Origin of the sequence: Streptomyces sp. NPDC015139, from assembly GCF_043079785.1 — a bacterium.
Lineage (GTDB): Bacteria > Actinomycetota > Actinomycetes > Streptomycetales > Streptomycetaceae > Streptomyces > Streptomyces albidocamelliae.
Genome location: NZ_JBIBUW010000002.1, coordinates 605,186 through 631,966, shown reverse-complemented (window position 1 = coordinate 631,966; position 26,781 = coordinate 605,186). Strand labels below are relative to the sequence as shown.

At 71.6% G+C, this 26,781-nt stretch carries 22 protein-coding genes; 13 read left to right on the top strand and 9 right to left on the bottom strand.

Going from position 1 to position 26,781, the window contains the following annotated elements; genetic code table 11:
- The first annotated feature begins 67 nt into the window (after window positions 1–67).
- A complete protein-coding gene (locus ACF08B_RS07395) occupies window positions 68–1,699 on the top strand; it encodes a protein kinase (protein ID WP_176985655.1) in 1,632 nt (543 codons plus the stop codon).
- A 75-nt stretch (window positions 1,700–1,774) separates the two neighbouring features.
- Here the strand turns inward: ACF08B_RS07395 and ACF08B_RS07390 are convergent, their stop codons facing one another.
- Complete coding sequence (locus tag ACF08B_RS07390) at window positions 1,775–2,791, bottom strand: phosphotransferase (protein WP_392316490.1); 1,017 nt, start codon at window positions 2,789–2,791, stop codon at window positions 1,775–1,777.
- A gap of 606 nt (window positions 2,792–3,397) precedes the next feature.
- Here ACF08B_RS07390 and pdhA point away from each other — a divergent pair.
- From pdhA to ACF08B_RS07375, 3 genes are read left to right on the top strand one after another with little or no spacing between them, the layout of a single operon-like run.
- Window positions 3,398–4,627 (top strand): pyruvate dehydrogenase (acetyl-transferring) E1 component subunit alpha, encoded by a 1,230-nt coding sequence (pdhA, locus tag ACF08B_RS07385; RefSeq protein WP_093476191.1) that lies wholly within the window; start codon window positions 3,398–3,400, stop codon window positions 4,625–4,627.
- A gap of 1 nt (window position 4,628) precedes the next feature.
- Window positions 4,629–5,606, top strand: coding sequence for an alpha-ketoacid dehydrogenase subunit beta (locus tag ACF08B_RS07380; protein ID WP_093696938.1), 978 nt, complete (start codon window positions 4,629–4,631; stop codon window positions 5,604–5,606).
- Between the two features lie 10 nt (window positions 5,607–5,616).
- Complete coding sequence (locus ACF08B_RS07375; protein WP_392316489.1) at window positions 5,617–7,026, top strand: dihydrolipoamide acetyltransferase family protein; 1,410 nt, start codon at window positions 5,617–5,619, stop codon at window positions 7,024–7,026.
- Between the two features lie 87 nt (window positions 7,027–7,113).
- On the opposite strand, the gene ACF08B_RS07370 is transcribed toward ACF08B_RS07375, so the two are convergent.
- Window positions 7,114–8,088, bottom strand: coding sequence for a Bro-N domain-containing protein (locus tag ACF08B_RS07370; protein ID WP_392316488.1), 975 nt, complete (start codon window positions 8,086–8,088; stop codon window positions 7,114–7,116).
- 211 nt (window positions 8,089–8,299) lie between these two features.
- Between ACF08B_RS07370 and ACF08B_RS07365 the strand changes: the two genes are divergently transcribed.
- Window positions 8,300–9,022, top strand: coding sequence for a hypothetical protein (locus tag ACF08B_RS07365; RefSeq protein WP_392316487.1), 723 nt, complete (start codon window positions 8,300–8,302; stop codon window positions 9,020–9,022).
- A 75-nt stretch (window positions 9,023–9,097) separates the two neighbouring features.
- Here ACF08B_RS07365 and ACF08B_RS07360 read toward each other — a convergent pair whose 3' ends face one another.
- Window positions 9,098–10,000, bottom strand: a complete 903-nt coding sequence (locus tag ACF08B_RS07360; protein WP_392316486.1) for a D-alanyl-D-alanine carboxypeptidase family protein — start codon at window positions 9,998–10,000, stop codon at window positions 9,098–9,100.
- A 189-nt stretch (window positions 10,001–10,189) separates the two neighbouring features.
- Between ACF08B_RS07360 and ACF08B_RS07355 the strand changes: the two genes are divergently transcribed.
- Together ACF08B_RS07355 and ACF08B_RS07350 are read left to right on the top strand one after the other, a co-directional pair.
- A complete protein-coding gene (locus ACF08B_RS07355; RefSeq protein WP_392316485.1) occupies window positions 10,190–10,864 on the top strand; it encodes a GntR family transcriptional regulator in 675 nt (224 codons plus the stop codon).
- Window positions 10,861–12,159, top strand: a complete 1,299-nt coding sequence (locus ACF08B_RS07350) for a nitrate/nitrite transporter (RefSeq protein ID WP_093476181.1) — start codon at window positions 10,861–10,863, stop codon at window positions 12,157–12,159. The genes ACF08B_RS07355 and ACF08B_RS07350 overlap by 4 nt, the downstream gene beginning before the upstream one ends.
- 22 nt (window positions 12,160–12,181) lie before the next feature.
- Here ACF08B_RS07350 and ACF08B_RS07345 read toward each other — a convergent pair whose 3' ends face one another.
- Window positions 12,182–12,934 (bottom strand): SAM-dependent methyltransferase, encoded by a 753-nt coding sequence (locus tag ACF08B_RS07345; protein WP_392316484.1) that lies wholly within the window; start codon window positions 12,932–12,934, stop codon window positions 12,182–12,184.
- Window positions 12,935–13,095: 161 nt separating this feature from the next.
- Window positions 13,096–13,920 (bottom strand): maleylpyruvate isomerase family mycothiol-dependent enzyme, encoded by an 825-nt coding sequence (locus tag ACF08B_RS07340; RefSeq protein WP_392316483.1) that lies wholly within the window; start codon window positions 13,918–13,920, stop codon window positions 13,096–13,098.
- 219 nt (window positions 13,921–14,139) lie between these two features.
- Between ACF08B_RS07340 and ACF08B_RS07335 the strand changes: the two genes are divergently transcribed.
- On the top strand, window positions 14,140–14,940 hold the full coding sequence (locus ACF08B_RS07335) for a carbon-nitrogen family hydrolase (RefSeq protein ID WP_392316482.1): 801 nt from the start codon (window positions 14,140–14,142) through the stop codon (window positions 14,938–14,940).
- Between the two features lie 156 nt (window positions 14,941–15,096).
- Here ACF08B_RS07335 and ACF08B_RS07330 read toward each other — a convergent pair whose 3' ends face one another.
- Window positions 15,097–15,594: an LURP-one-related/scramblase family protein gene (locus tag ACF08B_RS07330; protein ID WP_392316481.1), complete on the bottom strand. Its 498-nt coding sequence runs from the start codon at window positions 15,592–15,594 to the stop codon at window positions 15,097–15,099.
- Between the two features lie 121 nt (window positions 15,595–15,715).
- Here ACF08B_RS07330 and ACF08B_RS07325 point away from each other — a divergent pair, with 121 nt between their 5' ends.
- Both ACF08B_RS07325 and ACF08B_RS07320 read left to right on the top strand, forming a co-directional pair.
- Window positions 15,716–17,521, top strand: coding sequence for an NHL domain-containing thioredoxin family protein (locus ACF08B_RS07325; RefSeq protein WP_392316480.1), 1,806 nt, complete (start codon window positions 15,716–15,718; stop codon window positions 17,519–17,521).
- 227 nt (window positions 17,522–17,748) lie between these two features.
- Window positions 17,749–19,767, top strand: a complete 2,019-nt coding sequence (locus tag ACF08B_RS07320; protein ID WP_392316479.1) for a calcium-binding protein — start codon at window positions 17,749–17,751, stop codon at window positions 19,765–19,767.
- Between the two features lie 57 nt (window positions 19,768–19,824).
- Here the strand turns inward: ACF08B_RS07320 and ACF08B_RS07315 are convergent, their stop codons facing one another.
- The 3 genes from ACF08B_RS07315 to ACF08B_RS07305 form a co-directional block, all read right to left on the bottom strand.
- The gene (locus tag ACF08B_RS07315; protein WP_073887509.1) at window positions 19,825–20,091 is read right to left on the bottom strand and encodes a DUF6458 family protein; all 267 of its coding nucleotides are present in this window, start codon (window positions 20,089–20,091) and stop codon (window positions 19,825–19,827) included.
- 134 nt (window positions 20,092–20,225) lie between these two features.
- Window positions 20,226–21,524 carry a M18 family aminopeptidase gene (locus ACF08B_RS07310; protein WP_392316478.1) on the bottom strand — a complete coding sequence of 433 codons (1,299 nt, stop codon included), beginning with the start codon at window positions 21,522–21,524 and terminating at the stop codon, window positions 20,226–20,228.
- A 173-nt stretch (window positions 21,525–21,697) separates the two neighbouring features.
- Window positions 21,698–23,524: an acyl-CoA dehydrogenase gene (locus tag ACF08B_RS07305; protein ID WP_392316477.1), complete on the bottom strand. Its 1,827-nt coding sequence runs from the start codon at window positions 23,522–23,524 to the stop codon at window positions 21,698–21,700.
- Window positions 23,525–23,788: 264 nt separating this feature from the next.
- Here ACF08B_RS07305 and ACF08B_RS07300 point away from each other — a divergent pair, with 264 nt between their 5' ends.
- The 3 genes from ACF08B_RS07300 (at window position 23,789) to ACF08B_RS07290 (ending at window position 26,683) form a co-directional block, all read left to right on the top strand.
- The gene (locus tag ACF08B_RS07300) at window positions 23,789–24,277 is read left to right on the top strand and encodes an SseB family protein (RefSeq protein ID WP_073887538.1); all 489 of its coding nucleotides are present in this window, start codon (window positions 23,789–23,791) and stop codon (window positions 24,275–24,277) included.
- A gap of 112 nt (window positions 24,278–24,389) precedes the next feature.
- Window positions 24,390–25,367, top strand: coding sequence for a pirin family protein (locus ACF08B_RS07295; RefSeq protein ID WP_093476167.1), 978 nt, complete (start codon window positions 24,390–24,392; stop codon window positions 25,365–25,367).
- Window positions 25,368–25,537: 170 nt separating this feature from the next.
- The gene (locus tag ACF08B_RS07290; protein WP_392316476.1) at window positions 25,538–26,683 is read left to right on the top strand and encodes an AI-2E family transporter; all 1,146 of its coding nucleotides are present in this window, start codon (window positions 25,538–25,540) and stop codon (window positions 26,681–26,683) included.
- Window positions 26,684–26,781 lie beyond the last annotated feature (98 nt).

Below are 26,781 nucleotides of genomic sequence, written 5' to 3'. Positions count from 1 at the left end.
GTAGCGTGGCCGACGGAGACCGTGACAACACCGCGCGCACCGCGGGCAGAAACGACGGCGAGGACCGATGGCACAGACGCACAGCGCCCAGGGCCCGTCCGACCCCGAGGCGTCTGGCGGCGGCATGTCAGAGACGCCGGAGATGTGGGGCAACGGCGGGCTCGTCGGCGACGGCCGGTACCGGCTCACGCACCGGCTCGGCCGCGGCGGCATGGCCGAGGTGTTCGCGGCCGAGGACGTGCGTCTCGGCCGTACGGTCGCCGTCAAGCTGCTCCGCGCCGACCTGGCCGAGGACCCGACCTCGAAGGCCCGTTTCACCCGCGAGGCCCAGTCGGTCGCCGGTCTCAACCACCACGCGATCGTCGCCGTGTACGACTCCGGCGAGGACTTCGTCGGCGGTCAGTCCGTGCCGTACATCGTCATGGAGCTGGTCGAGGGCCGCACCATCCGCGACCTGCTGCTGAACGCCGAGGCACCCGGTCCCGAGCAGGCCCTGATCATCGTCTCCGGGGTCCTGGAGGCGCTCGCCTACTCGCACCAGCACGGCATCGTGCACCGCGACATCAAGCCGGCGAACGTCATCATCACCCACACCGGCGCGGTCAAGGTGATGGACTTCGGCATCGCCCGGGCCCTGCACGGCGCGTCGACCACGATGACGCAGACCGGCATGGTCATGGGCACCCCGCAGTACCTCTCGCCGGAGCAGGCGCTCGGCAAGGCCGTCGACCACCGCTCCGACCTGTACGCGGTCGGCTGCCTCCTCTACGAACTCCTCGCGCTGCGCCCGCCGTTCACCGGCGAGACCCCGCTGTCGGTGGTCTACCAGCACGTCCAGGACATCCCGGTCCCGCCCTCGGAGACCTCCGACGGCTGCCCGCCGGAGCTGGACGGCCTGGTCATGCGGTCCCTCGCCAAGGAGCCCGACGACCGGTTCCAGACCGCCGAGGAGATGCGCGGCCTGGTCCAGTACGGCCTGCAGATGCTGTACGAGGCCGGCGGCCACACCGGTACCTGGAACACCGGCCCGGTGGCGGCGCACGACGGCCGGCACACCCCGGCGGGCGGCTTCGCGGGCACGACCGCCATGCAGCACCCCGGCGACTTCGGCGCGGGCACCGCGCAGATCCCGCAGCCGATCCTGCCGGGCGGCTACGGCAACGGTGACGACGGCGGCTTCGAGGGGCACGGCAACAAGGGCAGCGGCCGCGGCAAGCTGTGGATCCTCGCCGTCCTCGCGGTCATCGCGATCACGGCGGGCGTCGCGCTGGCGCTGAAGGGCGCCGGTGGCGGCGGCGGAGGCGGCACGGACCTGAAGCCGACGAAGACGCACTCCAAGAGCACGAAGGACGACCGGGACTCCGCGACCCCGTCCGACGACAACACCGACCAGCCCTCGGCCCCCTCCACCGACACCGGGACCGGCACCGGCGGCACCGGCTCCGACTGGCCCCCGTCGTACACGCCGTCGTACACGCCCTCGAAGTCGGCCCCCACCGAGCCCAGCGACGAGCCGTCCGAGCCGCAGACCTCGCAGTCGCAGCCCTCGGACCCGGCGGACGGCGGCACCGACGCGGGCACCGCGGACGGCGGCACCGACGCCGGTACCGCGGACGGCGGCACGGACGCGGGCGGCACCGACGCGGGCGCCACCGCCGGCACCACGGCGGACGGCGGCACGGGCGTCACCGGCGGTTGAAGCACACCCCCGGCGGCCGGGACGGCGTCCCCCTGACGCCCTGATCCCGCGCCGCCGGCGACGGCGCGTGCCGTCTCAGCGCACGAACGCGTCGCACACCGCCTCGTACTCGCGCGTCCACCACACCGCGAGCGCCGAGGCGGCCGGGAACTGGCAGTCCGCGCGCGTGTCGCCACGCTCGTAGTGCCAGCGCAGCATCCAGAAGTCGTTCAGCCGCTCCCACCACACCCGGTGCACGGCCGCCGCGAGCTCCGAGGGCGTCGCCCCGGCCGCCCGCCGGTACGCGCGCGCGTACGCCCTCACCTTCGGCAGGTCCAGCGCCCCCACGGGCCGCACGAAGAAGATCGCCGCGGCCCGGACCGCCTCCTCGGCGCGGGGCTGCACACCGAGCCGGTCCCAGTCGACGATGGCCGCCGGGGCGTCGCCCTTGTAGAGCAGGTTGAACGGGTGGAAGTCGCCGTGCACCCAGCCCACCGGGCCGCCGGGCGGGGGGCGCCGCCCGGCGTGCTGCTCCAGGAGCGCACGGCGTTCCAGGAGCCGGTGCCGGGCCAGTTCGTCGAAGGCGTCGGCGGGGCGGTGCCGGCGGACGTGGGCGAGCAGGTCGTCGATCAGCGCGAAGGTGTCGACGGGATCGGCGCTCTCCACGGGATGAGGGCTGGTCGCCGGGCGGGTGCGGGCCTTGGGGGGCATCACCCGCTCCAGACAGGCGTGTACGGCCCCCAGGAGCGCCCCCAGGCGGGCGCTCTCGCCGCGGGTGAGCTGACCGCCGTGGCGGTGCCTGCCGTCGATCCAGGGGTGCAGGGCGTACGCGTGGCCGCCGACGACGGCGACCGTGCGGCCCTCGCGGTGCGCGAGCGGCTGGGCGACCGGGACACCGAGGTCGGCGAGACGCTGGGTGGCCCGGTGCCGGCGTTCGATCGCGGCCGGGTCCGCCGTGTCCGGGTCGAAGTGGTGCTTGAGGAAGTAGCGCCCCTGTGTCGTGCGCACGCGGTAGCCGCGGTTGAGCAGGCCCTGGTCGACCGGCTCGCACGTGAGGGCGCTACCGGCGGCGTAGAGGCGTAACAAGGTGCCCAGAGGGGGCGCTTGGGGCACTGGGGGTGGTACACAAGAGCACGACACGCGCCAGATGCTAGGGCACGAAAAGCGGCCGTGAGCTGGGGCTTGTCACAGGCAGTCGCCGTCGATCGCTTTCGGTCACAGGCCGCACCGGGCCGGACCCCGGGAGTGGCGCTCCATGATCCATTCGGCCGATGCGGAGATGCGGCGAATTCGCGGGCCGCGAAGAATTCGCGGAAGTCCGAACGCCTTCCGTGATCCCTCCGTACACTTCCGTGATCGGCGCGTGGAAATACTCTGACTTTTGCGGCTTCATGCACGAGTCCGGTCTCACATGCAAGTCTTCCCGTGACCTGGGTGGGCGGGATAACGTGCGGTAGCTCCGGCCTGAGGCAAGGCTGTGACCAGCATGCTTTCGCACCACCTCGATTTACTTGGAAATCCAAGCAAAATCGCAGGTCAGGTGAGGTTTCACAGAAATGTGAAGCACTGGGTAACGTGATGGTTGCAGGGCGCTCGCCGGGGCACCTGTCACGCCTGTTCCCGGCCGAGTGGCACCCACCCCGTGCCCCGGTGGTCGAAACAGGTGAGCCGCACTGGCCTACCGGCAACCCCGGGGGCCGGAACGACGGAGGAGCACACGTGAGCGTGGAGAGCAGTGCCGCGCGCAAGCCGCGACGCAGCGCCGCAGGCAAGGCCGGCACCACCGGCAGCGGGACCGGCACGGCCGGTGACGCGACCGGAGCCACCGGCACCAAGCGCACCACCCGCAGCACCGCGAAGAAGAGCGCCGAGCCCGAGCTCGTGCAGCTTCTGACTCCGGAGGGCAAGCGGGTCAAGAACGCCGAGTACGACGCCTACGTCGCCGGCATCACCCCGGACGAGCTCCGCGGCCTGTACCGCGACATGGTGCTCACCCGCCGCTTCGACGCCGAGGCCACCGCCCTGCAGCGCCAGGGCGAGCTGGGCCTGTGGGCCTCGCTGCTGGGCCAGGAGGCCGCCCAGATCGGCTCCGGCCGGGCCACCCGCGAGGACGACTACGTCTTCCCGACCTACCGCGAGCACGGCGTCGCCTGGTGCCGCGGGGTCGACCCGACCAACCTGCTCGGGATGTTCCGCGGCGTGAACAACGGCGGCTGGGACCCGAACAGCAACAACTTCCACCTCTACACGATCGTCATCGGCTCCCAGACGCTGCACGCCACCGGCTACGCCATGGGTATCGCCAAGGACGGCGCGGACTCGGCGGTCATCGCCTACTTCGGTGACGGCGCCTCCAGCCAGGGCGACGTGGCCGAGGCGTTCACCTTCTCCGCGGTCTACAACGCCCCCGTGGTGTTCTTCTGCCAGAACAACCAGTGGGCGATCTCCGAGCCCACCGAGAAGCAGAGCCGCGTGCCGCTCTACCAGCGCGCCCAGGGCTTCGGCTTCCCGGGCGTCCGCGTCGACGGCAACGACGTGCTGGCCTGCCTCGCGGTCACCAAGTGGGCGCTGGAGCGTGCCCGCAGCGGTGAGGGCCCGACCCTGATCGAGGCGTTCACCTACCGCATGGGCGCCCACACCACCTCCGACGACCCCACCCGCTACCGGGGCGACGAGGAGCGGCTCGCCTGGGAGGCGAAGGACCCGATCCTGCGCCTGCGCCGGTTCCTGGAGACCGCCGGGCACGCGGACGACACGTTCTTCGCGGAACTCGAGACGGAGTCCGAGACGTTGGGCAAGCGGGTGCGCGAAGCGGTCCGCGCCATGCCCGACCCGGACCGGTTCGCCATCTTCGAGAACGCGTACGCGGACGGGCACGCGCTCGTCGACGAGGAGCGAGCCCAGTTCGCCGCCTACCAGGCGTCGTTCGCGGATGAAGGGGGTCACTGACATGGCCGAGAAGATGGCGATGGCCAAGGCCATCAACGAGTCGCTGCGCCGTGCCCTGGACGCCGACCCCAAGGTCCTCGTCATGGGTGAGGACGTCGGCAAGCTCGGCGGTGTCTTCCGTGTGACGGACGGTCTGCAGAAGGACTTCGGCGAGAGCCGGGTCATCGACACCCCCCTCGCGGAGTCCGGCATCGTCGGCACCGCCATCGGCCTGGCCCTGCGCGGCTACCGCCCGGTGGTGGAGATCCAGTTCGACGGCTTCGTCTTCCCCGCCTACGACCAGATCGTCACCCAGCTGGCGAAGATGCACGCCCGCTCGCTGGGCAAGGTGAAGATGCCGGTCGTGATCCGCATTCCCTACGGCGGCGGCATCGGCGCGGTCGAGCACCACTCCGAGTCCCCCGAGGCGCTGTTCGCGCACGTGGCGGGCCTGAAGGTGGTCAGCCCGTCCAACTCCTCCGACGCGTACTGGATGATGCAGCAGGCCATCCAGAGCGACGATCCGGTGATCTACTTCGAGCCCAAGCGGCGCTACTGGGACAAGGGCGAGGTCGACTTCGAGGCCATCCCCGCCCCGCTGCACAAGGCCCAGGTCGTCCGCGAGGGCACCGACCTCACCCTGGCCGCCTACGGCCCGATGGTGAAGCTCTGCCAGGAGGCGGCGGCCGCCGCGGCCGAGGAGGGCAAGTCCCTGGAGGTCCTCGACCTGCGCTCGGTCAGCCCCCTCGACTTCGACGCCGTCCAGGCCTCGGTGGAGAAGACCCGCCGTCTGGTCGTGGTCCACGAGGCGCCGGTGTTCTTCGGCTCCGGCGCGGAGATCGCCGCCCGGATCACCGAGCGCTGCTTCTACCACCTGGAAGCCCCGGTGCTCCGCGTCGGCGGTTACCACGCGCCGTACCCGCCGGCCCGTCTGGAGGAGGAGTACCTCCCGGACCTGGACCGCGTGCTCGACGCCGTCGACCGCTCGCTGGCGTACTGAGGAGAGGGTCGTGACGACGATGACGGAAGCGTCCGTACACGAGTTCAAGATGCCGGACGTCGGCGAGGGACTCACCGAGGCCGAGATCCTCAAGTGGTACGTGCAGCCCGGTGACACGGTCACCGACGGACAGGTGGTGTGCGAGGTCGAGACCGCGAAGGCGGCCGTCGAACTGCCCATCCCCTACGACGGCGTGGTCCGCGAGCTGCGGTTCCCCGAGGGCACCACGGTGGACGTGGGCACGTCCATCATCGCGGTGGAGGTGGGGGGCGGCGCCCAGGCGCCCGCCGAGCAGCCCCAGGCACCCGCCGCGCAGCCGCAGACGCAGGCTCCCGCCGAGCCGGCCGAGGAGCCGAAGCCGGAGGGCCGTCAGCCGGTTCTCGTCGGCTACGGCGTGTCCACCTCCTCCACCAAGCGCCGTCCCCGCAAGGGGCCCGAGGTCGCCGCCCCGGCGCCGGCCCAGGCGATCCAGGCGGAGCTGAACGGCCACGCCCCGGCCGTGGACCGGCCCCGCCCGCTGGCCAAGCCGCCGGTGCGCAAGCTGGCCAAGGACCTCGGCGTCGACCTCGCCGCGATCACCCCGTCCGGCCCGGACGGTGTCATCACGCGTGAGGACGTCCACGCGGCGGCCACGCCCGTGGCCGCCGTCCCCGAGACGGTGGCGCAGGCCCCCGCGGCCGCCCGCCCGGCCCCCGCCCCGGTGGCGGCCTACGACGGGGCGCGTGAGACGCGTGTGCCGGTCAAGGGCGTCCGCAAGGCGACGGCGGCGGCGATGGTCGGCTCCGCGTTCACCGCGCCGCACGTCACGGAGTTCGTGACGGTGGACGTGACCCGGACCATGAAACTGGTCGAGGAGCTCAAGCAGGACAAGGAGATGCAGGGCCTGCGGGTCAACCCGCTGCTCCTGATCGCCAAGGCCCTGCTGGTCGCCGTCAAGCGCAATCCGGACGTCAACGCGTCCTGGGACGAGGCGAACCAGGAGATCGTGCTCAAGCACTACGTCAACCTGGGCATCGCCGCGGCCACCCCGCGCGGTCTGATCGTGCCGAACATCAAGGACGCCCACGACAAGACCCTCCCGCAGCTCGCAGAGGCGCTGGGCGAGCTGGTGTCGACCGCCCGCGAGGGCAAGACGTCCCCGGCCGCGATGCAGGGCGGCACGGTGACCATCACCAACGTCGGCGTCTTCGGCGTCGACACCGGCACACCGATCCTCAACCCGGGCGAATCGGCGATCCTCGCGATCGGCGCGATCAAGCTGCAGCCGTGGGTCCACAAGGGCAAGGTCAAGCCCCGTCAGGTCACCACCCTGGCCCTGAGCTTCGACCACCGCCTGGTCGACGGTGAGCTGGGTTCGAAGGTCCTGGCGGACGTGGCGGCGATCCTGGAGCAGCCGAAGCGGCTGATCACCTGGGCGTGACGGCACTGCCCGAGTAGAGTCCGACCCCGAAGGGGACGGCCGCAACTTTGACTTGCGGCCGCCCCCTTCGTCTGTGCCGGAGACCTCTCAGCGCCGGTTCAGCACGTACACCGGCGCTCCGTTCTCCGCCCCGCCCTGCGAGCGGATGCAGGCGTGCCGGCGCAGCAGACGCAGGCATTCGTTCACGCGCCGTACCGAAAGGCCCGTGCGGGCCGCGATGGACTCCAGGGGCTCCCGGAGCTCCCCCTTCTCGACGAGCACCGGCGCGATCACCACGGCGACCGTCCACACGTCCTCCGTCACGGACAGCCGTTGCCGCCAGTCGGCCAGCACGGACTCCGTGGTGGGGTGGGCCCCGGGGCGGTCGCCCGGCGGACCCCCGAGGACCAGGGTGTCGAGCCGGTCGGCGATCCGCTCCATCGCCCGGGCCATGGCCTCCTGAACGGCGAGCGCGGCCTGCTGGGCGGCCAGCGCGGCGTGCTGGGTGGCGAGCATCTCCTTCTGCACGGCGAGGGATTCGCGCTGTGCGACCGCAAGCTCCTCGTCCATCTGAAGGTTGTGGGACTCCAGCCGGACGATGGCCTCGGCGACCTGCTCCGGCATGGCGTAGGCGATGGGGGCACCCGGCTCGGTGGGCTGCACCTCGGCCTCCTCCAGGGTGTAGGAGCCCTCCCGCTGAACGGTCTCGATCACCTCGGCGACCCACTGTTTGAACGGGGCGCAGGCGGCCTTGGTGCAGGCGTTGACGAGCAGGACGAGACCTTGCAGAGAGATGATGTTCAGGTCTCGACGCCACTCCCTACCTGCGGGAATGCTGAGACCGTAACCTCCAGTTAGGGTCTCGAGCGTCTCTCGATGGCCGTCGGGCACATGGTCGGAGAGCGCCTTCTGGGTGTTGCTGTGTCCGAGTTTCTTGCAGACATCCACCGCCGGGAACCAGTGCCTTCCGTCCGGCATGGTCAGCCGGCGGACGCGGGCTCCGGTCGCCGCGTACACAAAGTCACTGATGTCGATCGCCTCGTGCCGATCGGCCGGACGGGATCGCTTACTGGGTTCGTGCATGTGAACCACCTCCGCCGCGGAACGTAGAGCGGAGAATCACGAATATGCCAGCTGCAAGGGTGATATTCACGATTCGGAGTGAAGTTTGCGATCTTTCCGCCCCAGCAGGGGTGCGGATACGCATCCCTGACGTGCCATCAGGGTCGAGTGAGGGTCGTACCAGGGTGATCACCGATAGTGACCGGCAGGCCGCTCACGGCACTCTGGTCACATGCCGAAGACCACTGCGACTCGCCCCGGTTCCCCGCTCCTGCGACGCGCCGCCGCTACCGCCGCCGGCGTCGCCGCCCTGGCGACCGTGACGGTGGGCACGACGGGCGTCGCCCACTCCGCGCCCGCTGCCGCCGCCACGCCCGCGACCGACTTCAGCGACTGCCCCGCGCTGCCCGACGGTGTCGACCCGGCCCGCTGGAAGTGCGAAGTACACACCGCCGCGCCCCGCCTGACGATGGGCAAGGTCACCGTGACGCTCGCGCCGATCACCATGACCCACGCCGAGGGTCCCCTGCCGGACGGCGGCAACGGGCAGGTGTGGGGCGCGATGCACGGCGCGCCGACCGCGGTACCGGGTGTCCGGGGCCTGGCGATACGCCCGGAGTACGGAGGCCGGTCGGACTTCTACACGGGGGAGTTCAGCCTGCGTCTCAGGCTCCTGAGTCCGCTGCTGGCGAAGAGCTGCACCGTGGGGGCGGGCGAGCCGGTCGATTTCCGGCTGAAACGCTCGGGCCCCTCCAAGTGGGTCTCCCAGGACCCGCCGGTCATCGAGTTCTCGGCGTACGACGACACCTTCTCCGCCCCCGCGGCCGAGCACTGCGGACCGCTGACCGGTGCACTGAACCGACGCCTCGGCCTGCCGGCGGCCGAGGGGAACCTGATGTCCTACGACGCCTCCTACACCTTCCGGACCTACGACCGGCTGGCGGCGAGGCCCTGAGCGGGCTCTGCGGAGGCGCGTGCAGCGGAACGGGCCCGCCGCATTCCGCGACGGGCCCGTGTGCCGAGAGCGGGATCAGCCCAGCTTGGCGAAGCCGTAGGTGAGGAGCTTCTTCGCGTCCGCCTCGCGCTGCGGGATGGAGGAGGAGGCGAGGACCGTGCCGATGACCGTCTTGCCGTTGCGGGTGGCGGCGAAGACCAGGCAGTACTTGGCCTCGGGGCCGGAGCCCGTCTTCACGCCGATGGTGCCGCTGTAGCTGCTGAGCAGACCGTTGGTGTTGTCCCACGTCTTCATGGTGCGGGTGCTACCGGTCTTGGTGATCGTCTTGGCGGTGTAGTGCTTCGTCTTGACGACCGTGCGGAACGTGGAGCTCTTCATCGCGCTGCTGGCGATCTTCGTCAGGTCGCGCGGCGTCGAGTAGTTGTTGCCGTTGCCGATGCCGTCGAAGGAGTCGAAGTGGGTGTTCTTCAGACCCAGGTTCTTGGCGGCGGTGTTCATCTTGCCGATGAAGTTGCTCACGCGCGCGGCACGGGTGGAGCCGGAGCCGTACTTGTCGGCGAGCGCGTAGGCGGCGTCGCAGCCGGACGGCAGCATCAGGCCGTACAGCAGCTGACGGACGGTGACCTTGTCGCCGACGATCAGGTGCGCCTGGGAGGCGTTGTTCTTGACGACGTAGTCGCTGTACGCCTTCTGGATCGTCACCTTGGAGTCGAGGTTGAGGTTCGACTGGGCGAGCACGACCTTGGCGGTCATGATCTTGGTGGTGGAGCCGGTGGACAGCTGCGTGTCCGCCTTCTTGGTGTACAGCGACGCACCGTTCGCGTTGTTCATCGCGTAGCCGCCCTTGGCCACGATCGACGGGACGGTGACGGCCTGCGCGGGTGCCGCCGTGAGGGCGCCGGTGGCGAGCAGCGCGCCGGAGGAGACGGCGACGGCAGCGGCTCTGCGGATGCGGGTGCCCTTAATGCCGGTAATCAAAGCGAAATACCCCGATTGTCTTGAATGCCCCTGTGGTGCGGCCGAGTTGAGAAGGCACGAGAGTGGTGCCGCACGTGTGTGACACGTAAGTAGCACAGAAGGTTGTGCGGTTGCTGCAAGGGATTTTCGTCACGTCCGCATGATGGACGCCACCCCCGCATGCGTGCGTGTTGTATCTATCCTGTCGGCATGAACACGGCCGTCCAGCAGACCGCCCCCCAGTCCCTCAAACAGCCACCCGCCGCCGACCGCGTCTACAGCCACGTCAAGCAGGGCGTGCTCGACCGCCGTTACGAAGGCGGCACCCTCCTCACCGAGGGCGAGCTCGCCGAGGCCGTCGGCGTCTCGCGCACCCCCGTCCGGGAAGCCCTGCTGCGCCTGGAGGTCGAGGGCCTGATCCGGCTCTACCCGAAGAAGGGCGCCCTGGTGCTGCCCGTCTCCGCGCAGGAGATCGCCGACGTGGTGGAGACCCGGCTGCTGGTGGAGGAGCACGCGGCCCGCAAGGCCGTACCCGCCCCGCCGGTCCTGCTGGAGCGGCTGACGGAGCTGCTGGAGCAGCAGAAGACGCAGGCGGCCGCCGGTGACTTCGCCGCCGCCGCCGTCACCGACCGCTGCTTCCACGCCGAGATCGTGCGCAGCGGTGGCAACGAGATCCTCTCCCGGCTGTACGACCAGCTTCGCGATCGCCAGCTGCGGATGGGCGTCGCCGTCATGCACTCGCACCCCGACCGGATCGCCAAGACGCTCGCCGAGCACGAGGAGATCCTCGAGGCGCTGCGCGCCGGGGACGCGGAGGCGGCCGTCGGCGTCGTGCACCGACACGTGGGCTGGTTCTCGCACCTCGCACGAGGTGAGGTCCGATGACGAACGCCACCCTTCCGGGTGATCCGCCGGGCGGCCGCCGGGCGGTCGCCGTGTGGTCCATAGGCGTGGCCGTCTACTTCGTGGCCGTCATCTTCCGCACCTCGCTGGGCGTGGCGGGACTGGACGCCGCCGACCGCTTCCATGTCAACGCCTCCGCGCTGTCGACGTTCTCCATCCTCCAGCTGATGGTCTACGCCGGCATGCAGATACCGGTGGGCCTGCTGGTCGACCGCCTCGGCACCAAGCGGGTGCTGAGCATCGGCGCCGTGCTGTTCACGGCCGGGCAGCTGGGCTTCGCCTTCTCCCCGTCCTACGGCACCGCGCTCGCCTCCCGCGCGCTGCTGGGCTGCGGTGACGCGATGACCTTCATCAGCGTGCTGCGGCTCGGCACCCGCTGGTTCCCGGCCCGCCGCGGGCCCCTGGTCGCACAGCTCGCCGGCCTGGTCGGCATGGCGGGCAACCTGGTCTCCACCCTGGTCCTCGCCCGGCTGCTGCACGGCATCGGCTGGACCCCGGCGTTCGCGGGCAGCGCGCTCGCCGGGGTGATCGTCCTGGTTCTGACCCTGCTCTTCCTCAGGGACCACCCGGAGGGGCACGAGCCCGAGCCCTTCCCGCACCAGGGCGCCGCCTACGTCCGCCGGCAGATCGCCGCGTCCTGGCGCGAGCCCGGCACCCGGCTCGGTCTGTGGGTGCACTTCACCACGCAGTTCCCGGCGATGGTGTTCCTGCTGCTGTGGGGCCTGCCGTTCCTGGTGCAGGCGCAGGGCCTCAGCCGGGCCACGGCCGGTGAACTGCTCACCCTGGTCGTCCTGTCCAACATGGTGATCGGCCTGGTCTACGGCCAGATCGTCGCCCGGCACCACGCGGCGCGGCTGCCGCTCGCCCTCTGCACGGTGGGGGCGACCGCGCTGGTGTGGGCGGCGACGCTGGCGTACCCCGGCGACCACGCGCCGATGTGGCTGCTGCTGGTCCTCTGCACGGTGCTCGGCGCCTGCGGGCCCGCCTCGATGCTGGGCTTCGACTTCGCCCGGCCCGCCAACCCGCCCGAGCGACAGGGCACCGCGTCCGGCATCACCAACATGGGTGGCTTCGTCGCCTCCATGACGACGCTGTTCGCGATCGGCGTCCTGCTGGACGCCACCGGCGACGACTACACCGTGGCCTTCTCCGCGGTCTTCGTGCTGCAGGCACTGGGCATGACCCAGATCCTCCGGCTGCGGGGCCGGGCGGCCCGCCGGGAGCGGGAGCGGCTGGTGGCGAGCCGGATCGAGACGGTGCACGTCCCCGCCGCCTGAACCGGCCGCCCCCACGGGGGCGTCAGCGCACGACCGGGACGAGGGTGAGGTAGGCGAGGCCGAGGACCCCGCGGTAGTGCATCCACTGTCCGCGGTGGCGGTCCAGGCGCTCCCGGGTCTCGGCGGCCAGCGGATGGTCCGGGTGGGCGGCGAGCCAGACCTCCGTGTCCGCCTGGTACGCCGACTCGAACTCCTCCCACTCCTCGGCCCCGGCCGTCTCGGTCCACTCCGGCCGGAATCCGGCATCGACGGCCAGGTCGAGGACGGCCGCGAGGTCGTGGTGGTCGTCGGCGCGCGCTCCCGGCCACATGCCGGACAGCTCGGTCGCGGTGGGCGGGCGCTGCCAGAACCCCTCGCCGAGCAGCACGCGCCCGCCGTCGGTCACCAGCCGGCGCAGCTCGCGCAGCGCCTCCGCGGTGCCCGGCTCGGCCGTGCTCAACGCCTGGCCCGAGCCGACGCACAGCACCAGGTCGGCGGGCCCGCGCCGGGTGCCCAGCGCGGATTCCTCGACGAACTCCGCCCGGTCCGCGAGCCCGCGCGCCTCGGCGTTCCGCCGCGCCCGCTCCAGGTCGGTGCCGTTGATGTCGACACCGGTGCCCTTCGCGTCCGGTACGGCGTCCAGCACACGGAGCAGCAGCTCCGCCCAGCCGCAGCCGATGTCCAGTACGGTCCGGGGCCGGTTCGCCGCGAGCCGCTGGACGATTCCGGCCGCGCGGGCCTCGGACAGGGGGCTGTGGAAGGTGAGGCGGCCCAGACGGGGCGGGGTGTCGGTCATGCCGGGACGCTAGGCGATCTTCGTACCGGCACACCACCGGTTTCCGGCCGGCCGGGAGGCGGGAGCAGCCCGACGGGGCCCGCCGCCCGCGGCCCGCTGCGCCGTGCGACCGCGGAGACCACCACGGCGCTCGGCCGTTTTGGCGCGGGTGCCCGCCCTGCCTACGGCGTCACCGCGAAGTGGCGCAGGATCGCCGCCGCCAGGTCCGGGTCGCCCTCCGTCTTCACCCGGTCCGCGGCCGACTCCGGGGAGATCCGGCCGCAGGCGAGGCGGACGTACGTCTCCCAGTCGAGGGTGAGGGTGACCGCGGGGCCGAGCGCCGGGGCGGTCTCCAGGGTGCCGCGGCCCTGGATGTCGACGCGGACGGTGCGCAGGAACTCCACCGGGCCGTGCACGTCGATCACGACGGCCGAACTGCGGGGCGCCTCCGCGTTCTTGGCGACCACCTTGGGCAGCGCTTCCAGCAGCATGTCCCGTGCGACGTGGGCGCCCGGCGAGTCGAGGCCGCCGGGCCGGCCGAGGGCGGCACGCAGGTCCTGCTCGTGCACCCACACGTCGAAGGCCCGCATGCGGTAGGCCTGTTCGAGGGTGACCTCCGTGCCCAGCGGGCCACGCACCATGGTGCCGGGGTCCCGGGACTCGTTGCGCAGCTGGCGGTTGCGGCGGATGACCGTGTACTCCAGCTCGGCCGTCATCTCCGGCGCCGTGTGATGGCGGCGGACGTCGACCTGTATCTCCGTGTAGCGCTGGTGCTCGGTCGTGACGTGGAAGAGGTCACGGGGCAGCGAGTGGATGGGGCGGGGGTCGCCGAGCATCTCGCAGTCCATGCCGATCACATGGGACACGATGTCCCGCACCGACCAGCCGGGGCAGGGGGTGCGCCGGTTCCACTCTCCGTCCGGGAGCGACTGCACCATCTCGGATATCGCGTCGATGGAGTGGGTCCAGGCGTCGGCGTAGGGCTGGAGGGTGGGATGCAGACTCACGGAAACGGGACCCCTCGGCGTTTGGTACACGGGCAGGTTGTGGCGGCGTTGCCAGTGGGCGGTGGCTGCTCTCGGCGGTGTTCTGGGACTCCCCCGGGTTCTCGGCCGTGCTCGAACCCGAGGGGACCCCAAGTTACGCTGCTGTGAGGCACCCCGGCAGTGCTTTCGTGTGACGATCGTAGGCCTGTTGGACGACTCCAATGCCAGGACGGTGGTAGTGTGCGCGCCTCGCTGATCCAGATCGCCGTGGACGAGGACGAATCGGTCGAGGCCCGGCGGCAGCGTGCCGCCGCGCTCGTCCGCGAGCAGGCCGGGGCCGACCTCGTGGTTCTGCCCGAACTGTGGACCACCGGCGCCTTCGCCTACGAGGAGTTCGGCCGGGAGGCCGAGCCGCTCGAGGGACCGACGTTCGACGTGATGGCCAAGGCGGCGAGCGACGCGGGCGTGTGGCTGCACGCCGGGTCCATTCCCGAGCGGGATCCCGAGGGCCCCCTCTACAACACCTCCCTCGTCTTCTCCCCCTCCGGTGAACTGGCCACGGCCTACCGCAAGATCCACCGCTTCGGCTTCGACAAGGGCGAGGCCGTGCTGATGGGCGCGGGGCGGGACCTGGTGACGGTCCGGCTGCCCGGGACCACGCTCGGCGTGGCCACCTGCTACGACCTCCGTTTCCCCGAACTCTTCCGCGGACTGGCCGACGCCGGCGCCGAGGTGCTGGTGATCCCGGCGGGCTGGCCCGAGCGGCGGCGCGCACACTGGACGCTGCTGGCTCAGGCGCGGGCGGTGGAGAACCAGGCGTTCGTGCTCGCCTGTGGAACGGCCGGGACGCATGCGGGAGTTCCACAGGCGGGTCACTCGATCGTGGTGGATCCCTGGGGCGAGGTGCTCGCGGAGGCGGGACCGGGCGAGGAGGTCCTCACGGTGGAGTTCGACCCGGCGAAGGTGGCGGCCACCCGTGAGCAGTTCCCGGCCCTGAAGGACCGGGTCCTCGGCCTGGCACCGCCCCACCACCGAGGCTAGCCACGGCCGCGCGGCCGCCCTCGGCCCGGGCCAATCCCGACGCCGAGCCCACGGCAGCCCCCGCCCCCCAGAAGCGCCGTTCTCGCGTTCCGCAGCAGCTGGGCGGCTCCCGGGCGGAGCCAGCGAGGTAGTCCCCCCAGCCCCGCCCGGTCGGGTTCAGTCCTGTTCCTCGCCCTCCTTCTCCGCCAGGTGGATCACGCACACCGCCACGGCGATGAGCAGGGCCGGGTCGGCGTCGTCCCGTACGACGTCGACGCCGTAGGTGTCCCGGAGGGAGAGCCAGCGCCGGGAGATCACCGCGAGGAGTTCGCCCTCGTACTCGACGGCGAACTCGCGGTCCAGGATCTTGCCGCTGACGTCCAGCTCGGTGCCGTCCACCAGGGAGACGCGGTAGTGGTTGCGCAGCAGCGACAGCCGCTTGCGCTTGATCCTGGCCAGCCCTTCGCCGTCCCGTTCGATCACCATGGTGTCGCGCAGGGCGAACATCTTCTGGTGGATGTCGATCAGGACCCGCCCCTGGGTGTCCTTGAGCTCGAAGGTGTCCCGCAGCCGCATCGCCTTGCCGTCGACGAGGAACACCTTCCGGCCGTGCTCGTCCTCGATCCACCAGTCGTCGCCGATGCCGAGGATGCGGTCGCGTACGAGGAATCTCATGCGGTAACCGTTCCCCGGCGGCGCGTGATCGTCACGGGCCCGGAAGAAGTGGGGGAGATGTCCGGGAGCGGCCACCCGCCGGGCGGAAATAGCGCAGGTCGGTGCCGTGGTTGGGTGAAGCATGGCGAAGCGCGTACGTGTCCGTGCCCCCGAGCTGTCCGGTAGGGGCGGCTGGATCAACACCGGTGGGAAGGATCTGAGGCTCGCCGACTTCCGGGGACGCGTATTGATCCTGGATTTCTGGACCTTCTGCTGCATCAACTGCCTGCACGTCCTCGACGAGCTCAGGGAGCTGGAGGAGAGGCACCGGGACACGGTGGTGGTCGTCGGGGTGCACTCGCCGAAGTTCGTGCACGAGGCCGAGCACCGGGCGGTCGTGGACGCCGTCGAGCGCTACGGCGTGGAGCACCCGGTGCTGGACGATCCCGAGCTCGCCATGTGGAAGCAGTACGCGGTCCGGGCCTGGCCGACGCTCGTCGTGATCGATCCCGAGGGGTACGTCGTCGCCCAGCACGCGGGCGAGGGGCACGTGCACGCCATCGAGCGGCTGGTCGAGGAGCTGGAGGCCGAGCACGGGGCGAAGGGCACCCTGCGCCGCGGTGACGGCCCGTACGTGCCGCCGGAGCCCGAGCCGACGGCCCTGCGCTTCCCGGGCAAGGCGCTGCTCCTGCCGTCCGGGAACCTCCTGGTCAGCGACACCACACGGCACCAGTTGGTGGAGCTGGCACAGGACGCCGAGACCGTCGTGCGGCGCATCGGCTCCGGTGCGCGCGGCTTCGCCGACGGCGGTCCGGGCGAGGCCTCCTTCAACGAGCCGCAGGGCCTCGCGCTCCTCGACGACGGCGCGGTCGTCGTCGCCGACACCGTCAACCACGCCCTGCGCCGGCTCGACCTCGCCACGGGTGTGGTGACCACCCTGGCCGGCACCGGCCGGCAGTGGTGGCGGGGTTCGGCGACCTCCGGTCCGGCCAGCGGGACGGACCTGTCGTCGCCGTGGGACGTGGCCGTGTTCGGCGGCAAGGTGTGGATCGCCATGGCGGGCGTGCACCAGCTGTGGACGTACGACCCGGTGGCCGGGACGGTCGCCGTGGCGGCCGGCACCACCAACGAGGGCCTGGTCGACGGACCGGCCGCCGAGGCCTGGTTCGCGCAGCCCTCCGGTCTCGCGGCCACCGCCGACCGGCTGTGGGTCGCCGACTCCGAGACCTCCGCGCTGCGCTGGGTGGACCGGGACGGGCACGTGCGTACGGCGGTCGGCACCGGCCTGTTCGACTTCGGGCACCGGGACGGCCCGGCGGGCGAGGCGCTGCTGCAGCACCCGCTGGGCGTCACCGCCCTGCCGGACGGCTCGGTCGCCGTCGCCGACACCTACAACCACGCCCTGCGCCGCTACGACCCGGCCACCGGTGAGGTCACCACGCTCGCCACCGATCTGCGCGAGCCCAGCGACGCCGTCCTCGTCGGCACGGACATCGTGGTGGTCGAGTCGGCCCGGCATCGGCTCACCCGGCTGCGGCTGCCCGAGGAGGCGGTCAGGGTCGACGCGGTCGCCCACCGCACACGGCGTGCCGCGACCGAGGTCGCTCCGGGCACGCTCCGCCTCGACGTGATCTTCGAGGCGCCCGCGGGCCAGAAGCTGGACACCCGCCACGGTCCCTCGACCCGGCTGCTGGTCTCCTCGACCCCGCCCGAGCTGCTGCTCAAGGGCGAGGGGGCGGACACGGACCTCTCCCGCGAGCTGGAGCTGAACCCGGCCGTCGCGGGGGGCGTCCTGCACGTCTCGGCCATGGCGGCGAGCTGCGACGACTCCGCCGCCTCGTACCCCGCGTGTCACGTCCACCAGCAGGACTGGGGTGTCCCGATCCGCCTCGCCGAGGGCGCGGCGCACCGGCTGCCCCTGGTGCTGGCGGGGATGGACGCGGGCTAGGGCCGGCCTGTCGTTCGTTTCGGGCCGGCCCGGCTCACGGTGCCCTGCCGGCCGACCCGAGCGCCCTGCGACGCGGGCGTGATCCGGACGACGGGCCCCGGCGGCCCGGTCCGGGAGCCGGCCGTGCGAGGGCCGGCTCACCCGCCGGGATGGATCTCCGCGTCCGATGGGCGCAACCCGGCTCGTGGCGGCCGGACCCGTGTGCGAGTGCCGGAACGCTGTTTCGCATGCTCACCCCTCATGTGCGATCGGCGTGGCGCCGGTTCCGCGAGAAGCGCCGCCGGTCTCTCACGGCGCGGTCCGCGACCGTGGCCGGCAGCGTGCTGGCACTCCTGCTCACCCTGCCCGGTACCGCGGTCGCGGCGCGGGGGGACCTGGACCCCTCCTTCAGCGGTGACGGCAGGGTCCTCACCGATCTCGGCGGCCTCGACCAGGCCAACGACGTGGCGTTGCAGTCCGACGGCAGGATCGTCTCCGTCGGCTCGCACGACGGCGACTTCGCGCTGACGCGGCACCTTCCCGACGGCACGCCGGACACCGGTTTCGGCGCCGACGGGACGGTGACCACCCCGCTGGGTCCCGAAGGGCTGGACGACCAGGCGCGCGGCGTGGCCGTGCAGCCCGACGGCAAGATCGTCGTGGTCGGGAGCGCCTGGCGGGACTACGAGGACTGCTGCTGGTTCGTGGTGGCCCGCTACAACCCGGACGGCAGTCCGGACAGGAGCTTCGACGGCGACGGCTTCGTGTTCACCGATTTCGGCCGCCCCGAGGAGGCCATGGACGTCGCGGTGCGGCCCGACGGCAGGATCGTCGCCGCCGGCTATGTCGGCGGCCGTGCCGCCGTGGCGCGGTACAACCCGGACGGCAGCCTGGACAGGAGCTTCGACGGCGACGGCATGGTGACCACCGCGCTGTCACCCTCCCTGGAGGAGGGCGGCGACCTGCGGGCCCTGGCACTGCAACCGGACGGAAAGATCGTCGTCGGGGGCGAGGTGGGGACGACCCGCTTCGACTTCGTCGTGATCCGGTACAACGCCGACGGCAGTCTCGACACCGGTTTCGGCGGTGACGGCATCGAACGCACCGACTTCGGTGCCTACGAGTCCGTGGAGGGTCTGGCGGTCCAGCCCGACGGCAGGATCGTCGCGGCGGGCCACAGCGACGACAGGCTGGCGATGGCCCGGTACCACACGAACGGCACCCTGGACACGGGGTTCGACGGGGACGGCAGGGTCCTCACGACCGGCGCGTTCGCCGAGGACGTGGTCGTGCAGCCGGGCGACGGGAGGATCGTCACCGCGGGCGGCCGGTCCGGCGGAGGGTTCGCCGTGCTGCGGTACAACCCCGACGGCGGCCTGGACGGCGGCTTCGGGTCCGGAGGCCGGGCGACCGCGGGCTTCGGCGGGAGCGATGTGGCGCACGGGGTGGCGCTCCAGTCCGACGGCAGGATCGTGGCCGCCGGACAGGGCGGCCCGAACACCGACTTCGCCCTGGCCCGCTTCCTGGGCGGGGCCGGCACCCCGCCGCCTCCGGCCGGCGCGAACCTCTCCGTCACCACGACGGGCCCGTCCTCGGTCGATCTGGGGGACCGGGCCACGTACACCGTGCGCGTGACCAACTCCGCCGCGTCCCCGGGGTCCGCTTCCGGCGTCACGCTCGGCGACGCGCTGTCGGGAGTGCAGGCGACCGTGGTGTCGGCCACCGCCGGCCAGGGCGGTTGCACCCTCACCTCGGCCACCGGTGCCACCTGCTCGCTGGGTTCGCTCGCCCCGGGCGCGAGTGCCACCGTGACGGTGGTCGCCGAGCCGCGGACGACCGGCACGCTCAGGAACGCCGCCACGGTGACCGCCACGCAGACCGACCCGGCACCGGCGGACAACACGGCCGCGGCGACCACGGGCGTGGGCAACGCCCGTGGCTGCACGATCGTCGGCACCAGCGGGTCCGACACCCTCACCGGCACGGGTGGCGACGACGTGATCTGTGCTCTGGGCGGTAACGACGTCGTCCGCGCGGGCGGCGGCCGGGACACCGTCCACGGCGACTTCGGCGACGACTACGCCGACGGCGGCCTCGGCGACGACACGCTGTACGGCGGTCCGGGCAACGACACCCTGACCGGCTCGTCCGGCAACGACCGCCTGGTCACCACCGACGGGGTGGCCCGCAACGACACGGCGGACGGCGGTACGGGTTTCGACACCTGCACCACCGACTCCGGTGACACCCGTGTCAGTTGTCCCTGACCGTGCCTCTCACCCGCGGGCGGGATGTCACCCGCGGGTGGACGGCGGCGGCGGGAGCTATACGCCGTACCCGTCGCGGTAGCCCTCGGTGTACCCGTCGGCGCGGCGGTGGTGCAGGGGTTCCTCCTCCACCACCGGCGTCGTCGGGGGCACGACCACCCTGCGGCGCCGGGCGATTCCGCTGAACGTGGCGACGCCGATCAGGCCGACGGCCATCAGGATCACTCCGACGATGGTGAGGTTGACGCCGTGCATCTGCCAGTCGGTCGCGAACGTGAGGATGGCCCCCACGGCGATGAGGATGATGCATCCTCCGAGCCCCATGAGAAGTCGCCTCCCCTTTTCGGTTCCGGAATCTCCGGTGGCAACCGGGTACCCGGCGCGGCTTGGGGCATGCCCACCACGGACGGTGACGAGAACTCAGGCGTACGAGGGGGTCCGGAGGCGCGGTCCGGCGGTCAGCCCTCCAGGAACGCGGTCAGGGCGTTCGCCAGGAGGAACGGGTCGTCGGCGCCGCAGAGTTCGCGGACGCTGTGCATGGAGAGGATCGCCACGCCGATGTCGACCGTGCGGATCCCGTGCCGGGCCGCGGTGATGGGTCCGATGGTGGTGCCGCACGGCATGGAGTTGTTGGAGACGAAGGACTGGAACGGGACGTCGGCCCGTTCGCAGGCGGCGGCGAACACCGCGCGGCCCGAACCGTCCGTGGCGTAGCGGTTGTTGACGTTGACCTTGAGGATGGGGCCGCCGTTGACCCGCGGGTGGTGCGTCGGGTCGTGCCGCTCGGCGTAGTTGGGGTGGACGGCGTGCCCCGTGTCGGAGGACAGGCAGACCGTGCCGGCGAAGGCGCGCGCCCGGTCCTCGTACGATCCGCCGCGCGCGAACACCGAGCGCTCCAGGGCCGTGCCCAGCAGCGGGCCGTCCGCGCCGGTGTCGGACTGGGAGCCGTTCTCCTCGTGGTCGAAGGCGGCCAGCACGGGGATGCGGGTGAGCTCGGCCCCGGAGGTCGCGGCGGCGACCAGGGCGGCGACGCCGGCGTGCACGGACAGCAGGTTGTCCATGCGCGGGCCGGCCACCAGCTCCCGGTCGCGGCCCAGGTAGGCGGGCGGCTCCACCGGGTACGTCATCAGGTCCCAGCCGGTCACCGAGCCCGCATCCAGCCCGGCCTCCTGCTCCAGGAAGGCGATCAGGTCGCCGTCCAGGACGTCGTCGCCGAGGCCCCAGACCGGCTGGAGGTGCCGCTGCTTGTCGAGCTTGAGCCCGTCGGTGCCGACCGTGCGGTCCAGGTGGATGGCGAGCTGGGGGACCCGCAGGAGCGGCCGGTCGACGTCGACCAGGACGGTGGAGCCGTCGCGCAGGGTGAGCCGGCCGGCCAGGCCGAGGTCCCGGTCCAGCCAGGAGTTCAGCAGCGGACCGCCGTAGATCTCCACGGCCACCTGACGCCAGCCCTGCGCCCCGCTGTCCGGGCGCGGCTTGATCCGCAGGTTCGGGGAGTCGGTGTGCGCGCCGATGATGTGGAAGGGAGTGTGCGGTGCGGCGCCCTCGGGCACGAACCAGGCCACGATAGCGCCGCCGCGCAGCAGGTACTTGCCGCCGCTCGTCCCGTCCCAGGCGTCCGTCTCGGCGACCTGACGGAAGCCCGCCTTCTCCAGCCGCTCGGCGGTGTTCGCCACGGCGTGGTACGGCGAGGGGCTTGCCGCCAGGAAGGACATCAGGTCGTCGGTGTGGCCGCGGTCGAAGCGGGCTGGTGCGCTCATGGGTTCACCTTAACGACGTGCACGGGCCCGCTCCCGGGAATGGGGAGCGGGCCCGTGCGGGGTATCGACGGGGTCGTCCGGAACGTCGGTAACGCGGCCCCGGCCGGTCGGGAGCGGGTCCCGACCGGTCCGGAAGGCGGTCTCGCCGGCCGGAGGACGCGGCCTCGCCGGGTCTAGAACGCGGCCTCGTCCAGCTCCATGAGGTCGAGCTCGACACCGGCGGCGATCTTGCGGGCGAGGGTGACGCCCGGCAGGACGTTCGCCGCGAAGAACTTCGCCGCGGCGATCTTGCCGGTGTAGAACGCCTTGTCCTTCGCCGAGGCGGTGGCGAGCTTCTCGGCGGCGATCGCGGCGCCCCTGAGCAGCAGGTAGCCGACGACGACGTCACCGGAGGCCATGAGCAGGCGGGTGGTGTTCAGGCCCACCTTGTAGATGTTCTTGGTGTCCTGCTCGGTGGCGGCGAGGTCGGTCAGCATGAGGCCGACGATCGCCTCCAGCTCCACGGCCGCCTTGGCGAGGTGCTCGCGGGCGCCGGACAGGTCCTCGCCGCCGGTGCCGAGCGCCAGGAACTTCTTGATGTCCTCGGCGAGGGAGTTCAGCGCGGCGCCCTGGTTGCGGACGATCTTCCGGAAGAAGAAGTCCTGGCCCTGGATCGCCGTGGTGCCCTCGTAGAGGGTGTCGATCTTGGAGTCCCGGATGTACTGCTCGATCGGGTACTCCTGGAGGAAGCCGGAGCCGCCGAAGGTCTGCAGCGACTGGGCGAGCTGCTCGTAGCCCTTCTCGGAGCCGTAGCCCTTGACGATGGGCAGGAGCAGGTCGTTCAGCGCCTCCTCGGCCGAGGCGTCCTCGCCGTTGGCCTCCTTGAGCTGGATGGCGTCCTGGACGGAGGCGGTGTGGAGCACGAGGGCGCGCATGCCCTCCGCGTACGCCTTCTGCGTCATCAGCGAGCGGCGCACGTCGGGGTGGTGCGTGATGGTGACCTTGGGCGCCGTCTTGTCCATGAAGTCGGCCAGGTCCGGGCCCTGGACGCGCTCCTTGGCGTACTCCAGCGCGTTGAGGTAGCCGGTGGAGAGCGTGGAGATCGCCTTCGTGCCGACCATCATGCGGGCGAACTCGATGATGCGGAACATCTGGCGGATGCCGTCGTGCTTGTCGCCGATCAGCCAGCCCTTGGCGGGGTGCTTGTCGCCGAAGGTCATCTCGCACGTGTTGGAGGCCTTGAGACCCATCTTGTGCTCGACGTTGGTGGCGTAGGCGCCGTTGCGCTCGCCCAGCTCGCCGGTCTCGAAGTCGAAGAGGTACTTCGGGACGAGGAAGAGGGACAGGCCCTTGGTGCCGGGGCCGGCGCCCTCGGGGCGGGCGAGGACGTAGTGGAGGATGTTCTCCTCCATGTCGTGCTCACCGGAGGTGATGAAGCGCTTCACGCCCTCGATGTGCCAGGAGCCGTCCTCCTGCTGGATCGCCTTGGTGCGGCCGGCGCCCACGTCGGAGCCCGCGTCGGGCTCGGTGAGCACCATCGTGGAGCCCCACTGCTTGTCCACGGCGACCTTGGCGATGTGCTTCTGGACCTCGTTGCCCTCCTCGAAGAGGATGCCGGCGAACGCGGGGCCCGAGGAGTACATCCAGACGGCCGGGTTGGCGCCCAGGATCAGCTCGGCGTAGGCCCAGATCAGGGAGCGGGGCGAGGTGGTGCCGCCGATCTCCTCGGGCAGGCCGAGCCGCCAGTACTCCGAGTCCATGAAGGCCTTGTAGCTCTTCTTGAAGGACGCCGGGACCGGCGCGGTGTTGGTCTCCGGGTCGAAGACCGGCGGGTTGCGGTCGGCGTCGGCGAAGGACTCGGCCAGCTCGTTCTCGGAGAGGCGGGTCAGCTCCTCCAGGACGCTCTTGGCGGTCTCGACGTCCATCTCCTCGAACGGGCCGGTGCCGTACACCTTGTCGCGCCCCAGTACTTCGAAGAGGTTGAACTCGATGTCGCGGAGATTCGACTTGTAGTGCCCCATGGCGACTGCTCCGTTGAGGGATCGGCGAGGCACTGACTCCTCGCATCTGGTTCACGTACCAACAAGTAGCTACGATGATGCTACCCGTCGGTAATAAGAAGCAACCCCTGCCCTGCCAAGTGTGAGAAGGGTCTACTCCACCCTCCACATGTGCAGCCCTTCCGGCCGCTCCGGTATTCCGGCGGAAGGCGGGTGACCGGCCGGTTTTCTCCGGTGGGGGGAAGGGGGCGGCCGGCGCCGCCCGCGCTCGGTACTCTTGCGCGCATGTACGGATACGGCCAGCCCATGGACGGTGGCGCCGCGCAGCAGGGGTACGTGCCGCCGCAGCAGCAGATGCCGGGCGGTGTCGGGGGGTACGGCCAGCAGCCGCCGCTCTATCCCGAGCCGTCGCCGCCCTCGCTCGCGGACGCGGTGCGCGCCTTCACCACGGGCTCGATGGCCGCCGAGGACTTCCAGCAGATCTTCGCCACGTCGAAGGTGTACTGCCCGCGTGGTGACACCCCCGGCTTCCTGGCCCTGCACAACACCCAGCAGCCGGTGATCCCGATGTTCACCTCCCTCAAGGAGCTGCGGCGATACGCGGGCAAGGAGTCCAAGTACTTCGTGATCACCGGCGCCGAGGTGATCGATCTGCTGCCCACCGGCTACGGGTTCGTTCTGGACATGGAGGGCGAGCACCGGATGGTGTTCGACGCCAAGGCGGTCGAGCAGATGGTCGAATTCGCCATGCGCCGCATGTACGGCGGCGTCTGAACCGTTCAGACCCCGTGGCGGGCCCGGAGGGAATTCCCTCCGGGCCCGCTCTGTTGGGGGTGACAAGAAGTTCAACGCTCAACTAAAGTGGGCGTACCAAGGAGGTCCCACCATGCCTGCAGTGACCGTCGAGAACCCGTTGACGCTGCCCCGCGTGACCGCTCCCGCCGACGCCGTGGCACGCCCCGTGCTCACCGTCACGACCGCTCCGAGCGGTTTCGAGGGCGAGGGCTTCCCGGTGCGCCGCGCGTTCGCCGGGATCAACTACCGCCACCTCGACCCGTTCATCATGATGGACCAGATGGGCGAGGTGGAGTACGCGCCGGGCGAGCCCAAGGGCACCCCCTGGCACCCGCACCGCGGCTTCGAGACCGTCACCTACATCATCGACGGCATCTTCGACCACCAGGACTCGCAGGGTGGTGGCGGCACCATCACCAACGGCGACACGCAGTGGATGACCGCCGGCTCGGGCCTGCTGCACATCGAGGCCCCGCCGGAGGCCCTCGTCGTGTCCGGCGGCCTCTTCCACGGCCTCCAGCTGTGGGTGAACCTCCCGGCCAAGGACAAGATGATGGCCCCGCGCTACCAGGACATCCGCGGCCGCAACGTCCAGCTGCTCACCTCGCCCGACGGTGGCGCGCTGCTCCGCGTCATCGCCGGCGAGCTGGACGGCCACGAGGGCCCGGGCGTCACGCACACGCCGATCACGATGATCCACGCGACCCTGGCGCCGGGTGCCGAGATCACCCTGCCCTGGCGCGAGGACTTCAACGGCCTGGCGTACGTCATGGCGGGCCGCGGCAGCGTCGGCGCCGAGCGCCGGCCGATCCACCTGGGCCAGACCGCCGTCTTCGGCGCGGGCTCCTCGCTGACCGTCCGCGCGGACGAGAAGCAGGACTCCCACACGCCGGACCTGGAGGTCGTGCTGCTGGGCGGACAGCCGATCCGCGAGCCGATGGCCCACTACGGCCCGTTCGTCATGAACACCAAGGACGAGCTGATGCAGGCCTTCGAGGACTTCCAGAAGGGCCGTCTGGGCACGGTCCCCGCCGTGCACGGCATGACGGAGAGCGGCCCGCAGGCCTGACGGAAGCACCCCCCGGGCCCGGCGCTGAGCGGCCCTCGGGCCCGGGGGACGGTGGCCGCGCGGGTCTGACGGAAACCCGCGCGGCCATCCGCACGTGCGGCGCCGCGAGCGCTCACCCGCCCGGCCCCGCGCGGCAGGACAGCCATCGGCGACCATGATCCGCTGGGGGTGTGTCGCTGCTGCCCGACCCCGTCCGCCGGTTCGCCGCCTGGTGCGCCGTGCTGCTGCTCGCCGCCGGGGTGGGCTGGGTGGGGGTACGGCTGTGCGGCGAGTTCCGTACGGCCGTCACGCCGGTGCTGCTCGCGCTGCTCGGCACCGCGCTGCTGAGGCCGCTGTACCGGCGGCTCGTGCGGACCGGGGTGCAGCGGTCGCTGGCGGCCGGGCTCACGTGCGTCGCGGTCGTCGCCGTCGTCGGCGGTGCCGTGTACATCGTCGTCGCCGCGCTCATCGACAGCGGCGAGCAGATCCTCGTCTCGCTCCGGCTCGCCGCCAAGTCGGTCGCCCGGCACTTCGGCGCCGCCGGCACCGGGCTCGACGATCTCGCCGTCCATTCGCGCGAGCTGCTGGGCAAGTTCGGCGGGACGGCCGCTTCCGGCGTCATCAGCGGGGTCAGCGTGGTCGGCGAGAGCATGGCCATGGCGGTGCTCGCGCTGCTGCTCGTCTTCTTCTTCCTGCGTGACGCCGACCGGGTCCTGAACGCCCTGCGCTCCGTGGTGCCCGGCGGCGCCTCCGGCACCGTCGAGGCCATGGCCCGGCGGGCCTTCCGCGCGGTCGAGGGGTTCATGCGCGGGACCACGCTCATCGCCCTCATCGACGCCGTCTGCATCACCGTGGGCCTGCTGATCCTCCAGGTGCCCGGCGCGGTGGGGCTCGGCGCGCTCGTCTTCGTCGGCGCCTACATCCCCTACCTCGGCGCCTTCATCTCCGGCGCGGTGGCCGTGCTGGTCGCCCTGGCCGACCGGGGATTCGTCACCGCGCTGTGGGCGCTCGGGGTGGTGGTGGCGGTGCAGGTGCTGGAGGGGCACGTGCTCCAGCCGGTCATCCAGAGCCGGACCGTGCAGATGCACCCGGCGGCGGTGCTGCTGGCCATCACCGCCGGCGCCTCCGTCGCGGGCATCCTCGGCATGCTGCTCTCCGTCCCGCTGACCGCCGCGGCCTTCTCGGTCGCCCAGGAGCTGAGGGACCGCCACGGCGGCCAGGGCCCGCAGGACACGGCTGCCTCCGGCGAGGACCGTCCGGCCGAACCCTCCGGCACCCCGTCGGCCCCGCCTCCCGGTCCGTCCCCGAGCACCCCGCCGGACCGGCCGGCCTCCTAGACCACCGGCCCGGGCGGCCCCCCCCCGGCGGTCGGCTCGGGCACCGGCCCGCTCCGGACCGGCCCGCGCGGGCTCCTTGCCCGGCCTGTCCAGCCGGT